Raw genomic sequence first — 13,558 nt, forward strand, 5'->3', positions numbered from 1 at the left:
GCTCATATAGGAGGCTTATTGAGTAATATAATCTCAAAATGAATAAGCCTATTCCTAAAATTTTTCGCACAACCAATTAGTCTTCCTATCATGGATCCTTGGTTAGCCCAGACAATCTTTCCATTCGGTTTCATACTTAGAATCGGTGGTATGATCAGCCAAAAGGAAAATAAAGTAAGAATCAAATCTACTCTGATACAATTATTCAATGATCAAAGCTCTATTTTAAGTCTCTTTAAGTAGCGGGGGAGGTTTGGTTCAAAGTCTGATTAAACTTTGCGGATGAAATGCGACATCCCTAGAGTACACAATGCTGTGTAGAAGAAAAAAGCATATTGCGATGAGCGATCAAAAAAAATCATGATAATCTCACCTTAAAAGTTGAACTTTCTTTAGCTCAGTTTAAATTTAAAATATTACTTCTATGAAAAATATTCTTCGGGATTTAAGCTTAAATTTATCCAGCTGCATTTATTTGGATATGGTAAGGCATTAAAGAAAAACAGTCAGACATCTAGGAGGGTCTCTGGTCTGAGTGCCGTCTTCGAAGGTTTGGTGGAAGCCACGATACATCGCATCAAATTATTAGACGATAAATTGCCAGTAAGGAGCTTCTCTAGTGAGAGTAGTGAGATGTATGCACATGTAGTAGTACTCAATAGATTTATAGAATTAATCTGTCCTCATACCTAAGCTGCATCTTAAAGTTGAATAATTAAGGGTAGCTCTGCCCTATGAATCTTTGGATAACAAAGCTAGTCCGTATAAAAAGTTATCTCTTCGGATAAAGTTTTGAGGGAATTTTGATAAGAATTGACAGAGTTGAGTGTTTTATATTGTAAGGTAATATAGTTTCATACTATGCAATTTATAAATAACTGATTTTAATTAATAAATTTTTAGTATTAATTAAAAAAAGTTTCATACTACTAATAACAAAATAATTTTTGATTCATTTAAAAATAAAAAAGTTCCATACTTATTTCTTAATATATTGAAAAATATTTAAATATATTTTAATTATAGAAAAAGTATGAAACTTTATTTTAGAGTAAAGAAATTTATTACATAGTATTAAACATTTTTACTCTATTACAACACCAGCCCTTGATCAAAAATTATTATTCCACCGTCACTGACTTCGCCAAGTTACGTGGCTGATCGACATCTGTTCCACGCAGCACGGCAACATGGTATGAGAGTAATTGCACGGGTACGCTGTATACGATTGGTGACAAGATTTCATTCACACTTGGCACATAAACCACGTGTTGACGATCTTTCGCTTTGATGCCGCTGTTTTCATCTGCAAAAACAAACAATTCACCACCACGCGCTTGCACTTCTTCCATATTCGATTTGAGTTTATCCAACATGTCATCTTGTGGAGCAAGAATCACCACAGGCATATCATTGTCAACCAGTGCCAATGGACCATGTTTTAACTCACCAGCCGCATAACCTTCAGCATGGATGTATGAAATCTCTTTAAGTTTCAAAGCACCTTCAAGTGCGATAGGGAACTCAGTTCCACGACCCAAGAATAGACAGTGATTTTTTTCAACAAATAATTCTGATAGACGTAGAATCTCAGCATTATTTTGTAAAGTATCTAAAATCACTTTTGGTGTATGCCAAAGCGCTGCAATAATTTCAGAAACACGGTCAGTTGAAATGCTTTGCTTAATTTGACCAATTTTCAATACCAATAGCATTAATGCCGCAAGCTGTGTGGTAAATGCTTTGGTCGAAGCAACACCAATTTCAGGGCCTGCGAGCGTCAACAAACTGTAGTTGGTTTCACGGACCATCGACGAGGTTGCCACGTTGCAAATGGTCATGGTGGTGATATTCAAGCTTTTCGCTGCTGCACGCTTTTGCGTATCACGCAGTGCAGCTAAAGTATCGGCTGTTTCACCTGATTGAGAAATACAAACATACAGTGTGTTATTCACAATCACAGGCGAGCGATAACGGAATTCACTGGCAATTTCGACTTGGCAAGGCACGTCAATCAGTTGTTCAAACCAATATTTGGCAATCATGCCGGCATGGTAGCTAGTACCACAAGCGATGATTTGCACTTGTTGAATTTGGCTGAAATCTTGAGCTGCATTGGCAAGGAAATCATCACGAAGCGCATTACCATTTAAGGCTTGTGAAATCGTTTGCTTAATCGCTTCAGGCTGCTCATAAATTTCTTTGAGCATATAGTGTTTATATTCACCTTTTGAAGCATTGCTTACAGTCGCATCAAGCTCTTTGACTGGTCGATTCACCAATTTACCCTCGACGAATACTTCAATGGTATTACGTGTCAAACGTGCAATATCACCTTCTTCAAGGTAGATAAAACGGTTGGTAATCGGTAAAAGTGCCAATTGATCCGAGCTAATAAAGTTCTCGCCAATACCGACACCAATCACAAGAGGTGAACCTTCACGCACCGTGATTAATTCATCAGGATGGTCGGTATGTACGATACCCAGTGCATAAGCACCTTTGAGTTGAGGCACGACACTTTTAACTGCTTCTAAAAGACTCGGGGTGGTTTTTAAAGCGTCATTGACTAAATGCGCGACAACTTCTGTATCTGTTTGTGAGGTAAAGACATAACCAAGCGCTTCAAGATCATCTTTAAGCTCTTGATAGTTTTCAATAATGCCGTTATGAACTACAGCAACATTGCCTGAAATATGCGGATGGGCATTATTTTCAGTCGGTTTACCATGGGTTGCCCAGCGCGTATGTGCAATACCGACCGAACCTGCGATATCTGCTTCTTCAACGGCTTGTTCAAGATTTGCAACTTTACCTACGCGACGTTCACGTAGAACATGGCCTTTATTAATCAGCGCTAAACCCGCAGAGTCATAGCCACGATATTCAAGACGCTTTAAGCCTTCAATTAAAATATTGGTAATACTACGTTCTGCAACGCCACCGACAATACCGCACATAGTTTAATCCTCTTATTTCTTCAATTTTTGGGGACGTTGATAGTTTTCTTTGGTAAATTGCTTCGAACGTTCTACCGCAAGGCTATTGTCTGCCACGTCACGTGTAATGGTTGAGCCAGCACCCACTGTTGCACCATGACCAATGGTGACAGGAGCGACTAATGAGCTATTTGAGCCGATGAAAGCTGAGTCACCGATAATGGTTTTAAATTTGTTTGCGCCATCATAGTTACAGGTAATGGTGCCTGCGCCAATGTTTGAACCTGCGCCGACTTCTGCATCACCTAAATAGGTAAAGTGGTTGGCTTTTGAGCCTAACCCGACAGTGGTATTTTTAACTTCAACAAAGTTACCAATATGCACTTCATTGGCCAAGTTTGCGCCTGGGCGTAAACGTGCAAATGGACCGATTTGAGCGTCTTCACCAACAATAGTGCTGTCAAAAACGCTATATGGTTGAACTTTAGTACCTGCCGCAATCTTGGTGTTTTTAATGATACAACCTGCACCAATTTCTACGTTATCACCGAGTTCAACATCACCTTCAATAATCACGTTGATATCGATACGGACATCTTGACCAACAGTCAGTGTGCCACGTAAGTCGAAACGTGCAGGATCAATCAGGTGAACGCCTTGTTGCATCAGTTGTTTAGCTTGGAATGCTTGAAATTCACGTTCAAGGGCAGCCAATTGTACGCGGTCATTGACACCTTCCACTTCGAAAGCACGTTCTGGCTCAACAGATGCCACTTCGAGACCGTCAGCAATTGCCATGGCAACGATATCGGTCAGGTAATATTCACCTTGCGCGTTATTATTGCTTAATTTTGGTAACCATTCGTGCAATTTAGCATTGCTTACTGCATAAATACCGGTATTAAATTCTTTGATTTTACGTTGTTCTTCAGAGGCATCTTTGTGTTCAACAATGGCTTGAATTTTGCCATTTTCACGTACAATACGACCATAACCTGTCGCATCATTAACCGTTAGGGTTACTAAGCCTATACCTGTTTGAGCAGATGCATCTAATAGTTTTTGTAATGTTGCTTCAGTGATGCAAGGCACATCACCCGAGAGAATCAAAGAAATCCCAGTTTTTGCTAGGACAGGCAGAGTCACTTTGACTGCATGGCCTGTACCTAATTGTTCTGCTTGTTCAACCCATTTGACATTTTCATGTGCAAACGCGTTTTGAACCAATTCGCCGCCATGTCCATAGATGGTAATTATTTCTTCTGCATTTAGTTTTTTCGCAGTGTTGATGACATGGCCGAGTAGAGGTTGTCCTGCGAGTGGTTGTAATACTTTGGGTAAACGAGAACGCATACGTGTCCCTTTACCTGCAGCAAGAATAATAACGCTAGTAGACATGTTTAATCCTAGGTGTTTCTATTACATAGACAAAATATAAAAATAAATACAGATGCAAAGCGCGGCCCAAAGACCCGCAATTATGTCGTCAAACATGATGCCAAAGCCACCACCGACTTGACGGTCAATGACATGAATAGGCCACGGTTTCCAGACATCAAATAAACGGAATAAAGCAAAACCAATCAATGCCCAAGTCCAGCTCATTTGCCCAAGATATAAAATCGGGAGGAAGGTAATGGACTGACCGGCAAATTCATCCCATACGATGCGGCCATCGTCATGAACACCCATGACTTTGGCGGTTTGACCACAAATATAGATCCCAATAATCGACATGATGATCATGACTATAATGGAGTTGAAAAAGCCGATTGCAAGCCAACCTGGAATAAACAACAAAGCAAAAGCAGAGCCAAAGGTGCCCGGTGCTTTGGGTGCAAGACCCGAACCAAATCCCACGCCACAAAAGGCGATGACTCGGTTAAACCAAGACATGGATTTAAAGTTAATGGCTGGCTTATGCAAAATGCTGGTATCCCTTAAATTTTATGACTTGGTCAACACCGTGATTGTTATAACGGATTCCCAAATTTGGGGTGACTTGACCGATTTTACTAATGTTTACATCTAATTTTAGTTGCAGAATTTTTTGATAATTCTGCGGGCTTATTGTAAAGCATAACTCATAGTCATCACCACCCGCGAGTGCGTACTGCCATTGGGATTCTTGTTGTAATTGTTTTACATGGTCGTCGATAGGAAGTTGATCTAACTCGATTTCTGCACCCACTTTAGAGGCATGCAAAATATGTCCTAAGTCCTGAGCCAAGCCGTCAGAGACATCGATCATGCTATGAGCTAAGCCTTTGAGCTGTTGACCAAGTTGGCAACGTGGTGTTGGATAATCTAAACGCTTTTGCAGTGGGTGTCCTAAATGCTGTAATCCGTACGCAGCATCGCCAACTTGACCGCTGACACAAATGAAATCACCAACTTGAGCGCCTGAGCGGGTTACTGCTTTGCCTATATCGACCCAGCCTAATGCTGTGACTGAAATCGTCAGATGAGGACTTTGAGTGGTATCCCCACCGATTAAACTCACACCAAATTGATCGCAACAATCATATAAACCCTGACTAAAGTCTTTGAGCCATTCATGATCAATTTGGGGTAGGCTTAATGCCAGTAAAATACTATGCGGTTTGGCGCCCATTGCAGCAATATCAGATAAATTGACGGCAACAGATTTCCAGCCAATGGCATGTGGGTTGGTGTCGAGAGGAAAATGACGTCCAGCAACGAGAGTATCGGCACAGATGACCAATTGTTGCTGTGGAGGAGGGGTGAGCAAGGCTGAGTCATCACCGACCCCTAAATCGACAGCACTACTGCTGTGACGATTAAAATAGGTATCAATGATAGAGAACTCAGCCATACAACGTACTACTTAATAAATTAATTAGCTTGTTGCTTTTCTGCTGCACGCAATGTAGTCGCTAAACGATCCAATACACCATTGATGTACTTATGGCTGTCTGCACCGCCAAAATGTTTAGCTAACTCGATCGCTTCATCGAGTACGACACGGTAAGGAATCTCAAGGTGTTCTTTGAGTTCATACGCGCCTAAACGAAGGGTTGCAAGTTCAACGCCATCTAAGGCTTCAACTTCGCGATCGAGTACAGGGATTAAAAGCGCATCCAATGCTTCATGATTGGCAACAACCTCGGTCAATAACTCGTGGTAATAGCCGAGATCTACCTTGTGCATGGCATTTTCCACACGCGTACGTGCTTCAATCTCATGCACAGGATTGCGGCTCATTTGCCATTCATAAATTCCTTGTACAGCAAAGCGACGTGCTTTACGTTTTGCTGCATAAGTTGCTTGAAGTGTTTGCGACATAGCGTTAAATAGCCTTTAACAAGTTAACCATTTCAATAGCAGTTAAGGCAGCTTCACTACCTTTATTGCCTGCTTTTGTACCTGAGCGTTCAATCGCTTGTTCAATACTATCCGTAGTCAATACACCATTAATTACTGGTAAGCCAGTATCTAGACCAACAACGCCTAAACCTTTGGCACATTCGCCAGCAACAAAATCGAAGTGAGGCGTGCTACCACGAATCACTGCGCCAAGCGCGATGATGGCATCGAAACGATCTGAAGCTGCAAGTTTCTTTGCAACCACAGGAAGTTCCCAAGCACCCGGTGCATGAACAATAGTGATATTATCCTCTGATACGCCATGACGTTTCAATGTATCAACGGCACCTTCTAGCAAATGTTCAACAACAAAGCTATTAAAACGACCAACTAAAATCGCATAACGGTCTTCGTTCGCGAGATGTAACATACCTTCAATACGGCGAACTGCCATAGCAACCTCGATTATTTCTCTGATGTTTGATTTGCGGTGATGTATTCCACCACTTCTAAGTTAAAACCTGATAATGCGTTAAAGCGTAATGGCGAGCTAAGAAGCTTCATTTTTTCCACGCCTAAATCACGTAAAATTTGTGCGCCGACACCAATGGTTTGGTACTGCTGTGACAGTGCTGCATTGGATTTAACATTTTTCGGTGCAGTTAAATTTTCTAAAGCAGGGCCTAAGTCCTGTAAATGACGCTGACCAATCCATACTAAAACACCACGATCGCTGGATGCGATTTCTTTGAGTGCTTTATCGAGATTCCACGCCGGAGCACCATCTTGTTTATTGAGTTTTAATAAGTCACGAACCGGGCTGAAACCATGTACACGGACTGTGGTTATGCCTTGTTTTGGTTCGCCTTTAACCAGTGCCAAATGAATGTCTGGGTTACCAATTTCACGGTAACGGAACAATTCAAAAGTACCGTATTCAGTATCTAAAGTTTGTTGATCAATGCGCTCAACGGTTTGCTCATTGGTCATGCGGTAGTGAATTAAGTCCGCAATCGTGCCCATTTTTAAGCCATGCTTTTCAGCAAAGACTTCAAGATCTGGGCGACGCGCCATAGTGCCGTCTTCATTGATGATTTCACAAATCACAGATGCGGGTTCTAGGCCGGCTAAACGCGATAAATCACAGCCTGCTTCAGTATGACCGGCACGGTGAAGGACACCACCAGGCTGTGCCATCAGCGGGAAAATATGGCCTGGCTGTACGATATCAGCCGGTTTAGCATGTGCAGCCACCGCTGTTTGAATGGTGTGCGCACGTTCAGCAGGAGAAATACCTGTTGAAATGCCATTTGCTGCTTCAATCGACAATGTGAAGTTTGTACCGTGCTGTGCACCGTTTGCATCGACCATTAAAGGTAAATTTAACTGCTGGCAACGCTCTTTACTTAAGGTTAAGCATACAAGACCACGCGCATGCGTAATCATGAAGTTGATATCTTCAGGGCGTACGTGGGTCGCAGCGATGACAAGGTCGCCTTCATTTTCACGATCTTCATCATCCATCAGGATGACCATTTTACCTGCACGAATATCAGCTACGAGCTCTTCAACAGTATTGAGCGGCATCAATCTTCACCTTTTTGTTTGTATCGAATGACATTTACTTGCATTGATTGTTGCATAGTCTAACGTTTTTTTGCGTTCTTTGCCTATGCTTATCATTTTCCTTTAATGGCTCATTGTTATACACAGTCGTCAGAACCTTGAAAAGAGGACTTTATTTGAATTATGCCATTTATGCCCAATCTTTAAGCGATTGAAAAGCATAAAAATTGGCAACCTTATACGGATATTGAATAATTAAGCCATAGGGAGCTGACAGTTTATCGGAAGCATTTAATCGCATAACTACATGAAGGATCACATAAAATAATCGTCACTTATGCAGCTGAGTGTGCAGCTAAATAATCTTGAATGATCATTTTATTGGCCTGCAAAATGCTTTTTTGTAATTCGGGATCATGCATTGCCCGTGCAATTAAAACCGCACCGACCAATTGGGACATCATGGCCCAAGCTTTTTCTTCACTCGCCAAATGTGCGCTAAATAAAGCATGACCGCGCAGTAATTCCTTTTCATAGGCCTGTTTAATCGTGTCATCTGCACGAGCTACTTCGGTCGCAAGTGTCGGCAAAACACAGCCTTGTTCAGGATGTTCAAGGTGGGAAGGGGTTAAGTAACGGTCTAATTCAAAATTAATCCAGTCGGCTGCATTATGATGCGGGTTGCTTTGCCACATGTTAAAGCTTTGCTGCAATTCATATTCAACCAATGCTTTGAGTAAATCCTGTTTTGACGAAAAATGTGAATAGAATGCGCCACTAGTTACACCTGCAGCTTTCATTAAGCTGTCAACACCTGTTGCAGCAAAGCCATTTTTTTTCGCAATTTGCCCCGTAATGTTGAGCAATTCTTGTCGTTTTTGTTGTTTGTATTCGGGTTTATAGCGCATGTGCATGACCCTAAAAAATTATGATTGACGATAAATTAATCATAACATAGTATTCGTTATAGTAACGATCGTTATTTAATAAAGTGTGGTTTAAAACCGACGCGTAAATAAAATGAGCGTGGAATAAAAATAAAACAGCAATGGAGTGAGACTATGCAACAAATCAACAAGACTTCAGCAAAAGTCGCTTTAGTGATTGGTGCAGGTGATGCAACCGGCGGTGAAATTGCCAAGCGTTTTGCGCGAGAGGGTTATATTGCCTGTATGACACGTCGGAATGCAGACAAATTACAGCCTTTAATTGATGAGATTGAACAACTGGGTGGTAAAGCCTATGGTTTTGCTTCTGATGCTCGAAAAGAAGAGCAAGTGATTGAACTCATCGAGCACATTGAATCAAACATTGGCCCGATTGAGGTCATGGTCTTTAATATTGGTGCCAATGTGCCATGTAGTATTTTGGAAGAAACCGCACGTAAATATTTCAAGATTTGGGAAATGGCATGTTTCTCGGCATTTTTAACGGGTCGGGAAGTGGCGAAGCGCATGGTGAGCCGTGAATCTGGCACAATTATTTTTACGGGTGCGACGGCTGGGGTTCGTGGTGCCGCAGGCTTTGCCGCTTTTGCTGGCGCAAAACATGCGCTTCGTGCCTTGGCACAAAGCATGGCGCGTGAACTTGGGCCTAGAAATATTCATGTGGCGCATGTGGTGGTTGATGGGGCGATTGATACCGACTTTATTAAAGAGACTTTTCCCGATTTGTACGCAAAAAAAGCGCAAGATGGTATTTTAAATCCCGTACATATTGCAGAAAATTATTGGCATCTCTCACAGCAACCACGAGATGCATGGACGCATGAATTAGATCTGCGACCGTGGATGGAACGCTGGTAAGCGTAATTTGATTCAAATGAAAGAACGATACGCGGTAAGGTCATCCGCAAGTGTTTGAGACAGGACTACATCTATTCAAAAATGTTTTTGCGATACTTTGAATAATTAGACGCTAGTGAACGAGTTTTGCGGATGACAATGGTTTTGGGTACTTTTGCCGAAACAAAAGTACCTCCAGCCGAAGGCTAATCCCTTTATTTAAACCCTGGATGTAAGACTCCGTCAAATCGGCTTAAAAATCATTTAAAAAATACGATGTTACTTTTACGTGCGTAACATCAGTTAGGAAAATAAGCAAAAAAAGGACGAAAAACATGAAAGTCATTGAATTTTATTTTGATGTCGGCAGCCCATATAGTTATATCGGTTTTCATCGCATTCAACAGATTGCGCAGCAGTATCAAGCCGAGCTGATTTGGAAGCCGATGCTACTCGGTGGAGTGTTTAAAGCCACAGGCAATAGTAGCCCAATGGCGGTACCTGCGAAGGCACGTTATTCCATGATTGATCTTCAACGTTGGGGAAAGTTATGGCAGATACCCGTACAGATGAATCCGTATTTTCCGATCAATACTTTGCAGTTGATGCGTTTGATAACCGCAGTCCAATTATTTCAGCCTGAAGTATTTCTCAATGTACTGACGGGTATTTTTAACGCAATGTTTGGTCAGCCACGCAATTTAAATGATCTCACCACCTTCATGCAACTCATGCAAGAACTGGGGCTAGGTGCAGAACAAGTGAAACAGTGGTTGGATGATGAAAAAGTCAAATCTGAGCTGAAAGTGGTGACCGAAGAAGCTATTGAACGGGGTGTGTTTGGGGCGCCAAGTTGGTTTGTGAATGATGAGCTGTATTGGGGTGTAGATCATCTACATTTTGTAGAGGATGCTTTACAAGGACAGTAACGCTTGGTGATACATGTATGGAGCATTTAAAAAAATTGAAAAAAGCGAACCTCGATTCGCTTTTTTATGATCTAACTCAAATCAAGACTTAGAAGAAGCCCATCGGCTTGGTGTCATAGCTCACCAAGAGGTTTTTGGTTTGTTGATAATGATCAAGCATCATTTTGTGATTTTCACGGCCGATCCCTGATTTTTTGTAGCCGCCGAATGCAGCGTGTGCAGGATAGATGTGATAACAGTTGGTCCATACACGGCCCGCCTGAATGGCACGACCCGCACGATATGAAGTATGTGCTGAACGCGACCAAACCCCTGCACCTAGACCATAAATCGTGTCATTGGCAATTTTAATGGCATCATCAAAGTCTTTAAAGGTTGCTACTGAAAGCACAGGGCCGAAGATTTCTTCTTGGAAAATCTTCATGTCATTGGTGCCTTTGAAAATGGTTGGTTCAATATAGAAACCTGTACCGACTTCATTGCGTGGATCACCACCAGTAATGAGCTGTGCACCTTCATTTTTACCTGTCGCAATACAGCCCAAGATTTTGTCTTGCTGCTCTTGCGATGCCTGTGCACCAATCATGGTATCGGTATCGAGTGGATGACCCGTCTTAATACGTTTCACACGTTCTACTGCCATTTCCAAGAATCGATCTGCAATGCTTTCTTGTACCAATGCACGTGATGGACATGTGCAAATTTCACCTTGGTTGAGCGCAAACATGGCAAAACCTTCGAGTGTTTTATCTAAGAACTCATCGTCTTTGTCCATGATGTCTTCAAAGAAGATATTTGGTGATTTTCCACCAAGTTCTAAAGTCACAGGAATGATATTTTCAGTCGCATATTGCATGATCATTTGACCGACAGCGGTTGAACCTGTGAAGGCGATTTTTGAGATGCGTGGATTGGTCGCCAATGGACGACCGACTTCAACACCATAACCATTCACAATATTCAGCACGCCCGGTGGGAGTAGGTCTTGAATGAGTTCAGCCAAGACCAAGATGCTGACAGGCGTTTGCTCCGCAGGTTTCAACACGATGCAGTTTCCCGCAGCCAATGCTGGAGCAAGTTTCCAAGCCGCCATCAAGATTGGAAAGTTCCACGGAATAATTTGCCCGACCACGCCAAGTGGCTCATGGAAATGGTACGCAATGGTATTTTCGTCAATTTCAGAAATGCCGCCTTCTTGGGCACGGATACAACCGGCAAAATAACGGAAGTGATCGATACACAGTGGAATATCAGCGGCTAAGGTTTCACGAATCGGTTTACCGTTGTCCCATGTTTCTGCGACCGCAAGGAGCTCTAGGTTTTCTTCAAGTCGATCGGCAATTTTTAATAAAATATTTGAGCGTGCGGTTGGGGAAGAGGCGTTCCATTGGGCTTTGGCTTTATGCGCTGCATCCAAAGCCAATTCAATATCTTCAGCAGAAGAACGTGGCACTTTGGTAAAAACTTTACCGTCTACAGGGGAGATATTTTCAAAGTATTCACCTTTCACTGGCGCGACCCATTGGCCACCAATCAGGTTTTCATACTGAGCTTTAAACTGAACTTTTGAACCGGGTTGATTAGGATCGACATAACGCATATGAATTTTCCTTTGCTTGTTTATTATGATCTTGTTGGGCTGCCCATCTGTGGCAATCTACAGCTTTGGTATAAGGTACTTTTGTACATTATTTGATTAGCATAGCCTGTATAAGGTTGGAAAAAGGTTGGAGACAAGAAGGTTTACAATATTTTTTTTCAGTCTTAAAAACAAAAGCCAGGAAACGGATTTTTAGTCATGAATTGTTGTGAGAATAATGAATGATGATACAGAAGGATTTATCTGAAAAACGACAGAATGTCGAACGGTTAAGGCAGGGCATGAGTCTGTCAAAGCAGCAAACTTCGCAATTGAATGAGAGCATTGCGAGTTCTTGGCAGCGATCGGCGCAGGCGGAAATTCCGGAAAATCGGAGTGCTGCGCCTTTGGTAAATTTAAGCCCTCAAAGTCAACAACAGTCGGCATTGCATCATGCGTTGCAACATTGTGCCGAAGATTTAAAACACATTGCCGAACAGTCGTCGATGGTACTTGCCGTGGGTGATGTGGGTAGCACGATTATTTGGAGTGCGTCGAGTCGGCAAATGCAAAGTGCTGCGGAAAGTGTGCATTTTATTGCAGGTGGGCAATGGCGCGAAGAATTGGTCGGAACCAATGCTTTAGCGTTGTCTCTAAAAACCCAACAGTCGAGTTGTGTGTTTTCAAATGAACATTATATGCCGTCTGTACATGAATGGGTCTGCTATGCAGCACCAATTATCGATCCACACACGCAGCAAATTTTGGGCGTGGTTGATTTATCCACCGTGTGGAAAAACCACAATAGTTTAGGGCTACTTGCGGCTGAACGCTGCGCTTCGATTATTCAATCGGCTTTGCTCGATTTTCAAAAACAGCATTTGTACATTCGGGCCTTTGCAGTGCCGCAAGTGTTATTTAATGGCAAAGTGATGGTGCTGACCCCACGGCAAATTGAAATTTTGACCATCTTGGCGCTATGTCCACAAGGCATGACCTTAGATACATTGCATCAAGCCTTATATGGTGAACGCAAGGTGAGTGTTGGGACTTTAAAAGCGGAAATGTCGCAGCTACGCGATATTTTGGGCGGCATGTTAGGCTCAAGACCCTATCGTTTATTGGCGCAAGTCGAAGCCGATTTTTTGCAAGCCGAGCAAGCCTTAGATGCAGGTTATCTCGATTCGGCGTTAAAACTGTGTTCAGGGGTTTTCTTGGCCAAAACCGAAAGTCCTTTTTTAGGGGCATGGCGTGATTGTCTTGAGTCACGATTGAGCCAAGCGATTTTTAATGCCAAAGAAACAGATGTTCTGCTCAAGCATGTCGCGCGTTTTCCTGAAGCTATTGATGCGGTTGAACGCCTGATCGAGCTGATGCCGAGATCGCATCCCGTACATCAGACCTTGTTGAAATTAAAACAGTAAGTTGCAATGT

At 42.3% G+C, this 13,558-nt stretch carries 12 protein-coding genes; 3 read left to right on the forward strand and 9 right to left on the reverse strand.

What is annotated here, in order from left to right:
- Positions 1-1,121: 1,121 nt before the first annotated feature.
- The 8 genes from glmS to FTU36_RS10210 all read right to left on the reverse strand — a co-directional run bounded on the left by glmS (position 1,122) and on the right by FTU36_RS10210 (position 8,740).
- A complete protein-coding gene (glmS, locus tag FTU36_RS10175; RefSeq protein WP_180117759.1) occupies positions 1,122-2,960 on the reverse strand; it encodes a glutamine--fructose-6-phosphate transaminase (isomerizing) in 1,839 nt (612 codons plus the stop codon).
- Between the two features lie 12 nt (positions 2,961-2,972).
- A complete protein-coding gene (gene glmU, locus FTU36_RS10180) occupies positions 2,973-4,337 on the reverse strand; it encodes a bifunctional UDP-N-acetylglucosamine diphosphorylase/glucosamine-1-phosphate N-acetyltransferase GlmU (protein ID WP_180117761.1) in 1,365 nt (454 codons plus the stop codon).
- 21 nt (positions 4,338-4,358) lie between these two features.
- Complete coding sequence (locus FTU36_RS10185) at positions 4,359-4,835, reverse strand: phosphatidylglycerophosphatase A (RefSeq protein WP_180117787.1); 477 nt, start codon at positions 4,833-4,835, stop codon at positions 4,359-4,361.
- 22 nt (positions 4,836-4,857) lie between these two features.
- Positions 4,858-5,775, reverse strand: a complete 918-nt coding sequence (thiL, locus tag FTU36_RS10190; RefSeq protein ID WP_180117763.1) for a thiamine-phosphate kinase — start codon at positions 5,773-5,775, stop codon at positions 4,858-4,860.
- A 20-nt stretch (positions 5,776-5,795) separates the two neighbouring features.
- Positions 5,796-6,245, reverse strand: coding sequence for a transcription antitermination factor NusB (nusB, locus tag FTU36_RS10195; RefSeq protein ID WP_067765594.1), 450 nt, complete (start codon positions 6,243-6,245; stop codon positions 5,796-5,798).
- A gap of 4 nt (positions 6,246-6,249) precedes the next feature.
- A complete protein-coding gene (gene ribE, locus FTU36_RS10200) occupies positions 6,250-6,720 on the reverse strand; it encodes a 6,7-dimethyl-8-ribityllumazine synthase (protein ID WP_111885509.1) in 471 nt (156 codons plus the stop codon).
- A gap of 11 nt (positions 6,721-6,731) precedes the next feature.
- The gene (gene ribBA / locus FTU36_RS10205; RefSeq protein ID WP_180026167.1) at positions 6,732-7,853 is read right to left on the reverse strand and encodes a bifunctional 3,4-dihydroxy-2-butanone-4-phosphate synthase/GTP cyclohydrolase II; all 1,122 of its coding nucleotides are present in this window, start codon (positions 7,851-7,853) and stop codon (positions 6,732-6,734) included.
- 314 nt (positions 7,854-8,167) lie between these two features.
- Positions 8,168-8,740, reverse strand: coding sequence for a TetR/AcrR family transcriptional regulator (locus tag FTU36_RS10210; RefSeq protein ID WP_180110829.1), 573 nt, complete (start codon positions 8,738-8,740; stop codon positions 8,168-8,170).
- A 153-nt stretch (positions 8,741-8,893) separates the two neighbouring features.
- Between FTU36_RS10210 and FTU36_RS10215 the strand changes: the two genes are divergently transcribed.
- Complete coding sequence (locus tag FTU36_RS10215) at positions 8,894-9,637, forward strand: SDR family oxidoreductase (protein WP_180117765.1); 744 nt, start codon at positions 8,894-8,896, stop codon at positions 9,635-9,637.
- Between the two features lie 314 nt (positions 9,638-9,951).
- Positions 9,952-10,545, forward strand: coding sequence for a 2-hydroxychromene-2-carboxylate isomerase (locus FTU36_RS10220; RefSeq protein WP_180117767.1), 594 nt, complete (start codon positions 9,952-9,954; stop codon positions 10,543-10,545).
- An 88-nt stretch (positions 10,546-10,633) separates the two neighbouring features.
- On the opposite strand, the gene FTU36_RS10225 is transcribed toward FTU36_RS10220, so the two are convergent.
- A complete protein-coding gene (locus tag FTU36_RS10225; protein ID WP_180117769.1) occupies positions 10,634-12,145 on the reverse strand; it encodes an aldehyde dehydrogenase family protein in 1,512 nt (503 codons plus the stop codon).
- 221 nt (positions 12,146-12,366) lie between these two features.
- On the opposite strand from FTU36_RS10225, the gene FTU36_RS10230 reads away from it, so the two are divergent.
- On the forward strand, positions 12,367-13,548 hold the full coding sequence (locus FTU36_RS10230; RefSeq protein WP_078191528.1) for a transcriptional regulator: 1,182 nt from the start codon (positions 12,367-12,369) through the stop codon (positions 13,546-13,548).
- Positions 13,549-13,558: the final 10 nt, after the last annotated feature.

This window comes from Acinetobacter sp. YH12096, from assembly GCF_013419215.1.
Lineage (GTDB): Bacteria > Pseudomonadota > Gammaproteobacteria > Pseudomonadales > Moraxellaceae > Acinetobacter > Acinetobacter amyesii.

Coding starts and splice junctions, on each gene's coding strand:
- glmS (WP_180117759.1), bottom strand. CDS start 2,960: ATGTGCGGTATTGTCGGTGGCGTTGCAGAACGTAGTATTACCAATATT.
- glmU (WP_180117761.1), bottom strand. CDS start 4,337: ATGTCTACTAGCGTTATTATTCTTGCTGCAGGTAAAGGGACACGTATG.
- FTU36_RS10185 (WP_180117787.1), bottom strand. CDS start 4,835: ATGTCTTGGTTTAACCGAGTCATCGCCTTTTGTGGCGTGGGATTTGGT.
- thiL (WP_180117763.1), bottom strand. CDS start 5,775: ATGGCTGAGTTCTCTATCATTGATACCTATTTTAATCGTCACAGCAGT.
- nusB (WP_067765594.1), bottom strand. CDS start 6,245: ATGTCGCAAACACTTCAAGCAACTTATGCAGCAAAACGTAAAGCACGT.
- ribE (WP_111885509.1), bottom strand. CDS start 6,720: ATGGCAGTTCGCCGTATTGAAGGTATGTTACATCTCGCGAACGAAGAC.
- ribBA (WP_180026167.1), bottom strand. CDS start 7,853: ATGCCGCTCAATACTGTTGAAGAGCTCGTAGCTGATATTCGTGCAGGT.
- FTU36_RS10210 (WP_180110829.1), bottom strand. CDS start 8,740: ATGCGCTATAAACCCGAATACAAACAACAAAAACGACAAGAATTGCTC.
- FTU36_RS10215 (WP_180117765.1), top strand. CDS start 8,894: ATGCAACAAATCAACAAGACTTCAGCAAAAGTCGCTTTAGTGATTGGT.
- FTU36_RS10220 (WP_180117767.1), top strand. CDS start 9,952: ATGAAAGTCATTGAATTTTATTTTGATGTCGGCAGCCCATATAGTTAT.
- FTU36_RS10225 (WP_180117769.1), bottom strand. CDS start 12,145: ATGCGTTATGTCGATCCTAATCAACCCGGTTCAAAAGTTCAGTTTAAA.
- FTU36_RS10230 (WP_078191528.1), top strand. CDS start 12,367: ATGATGATACAGAAGGATTTATCTGAAAAACGACAGAATGTCGAACGG.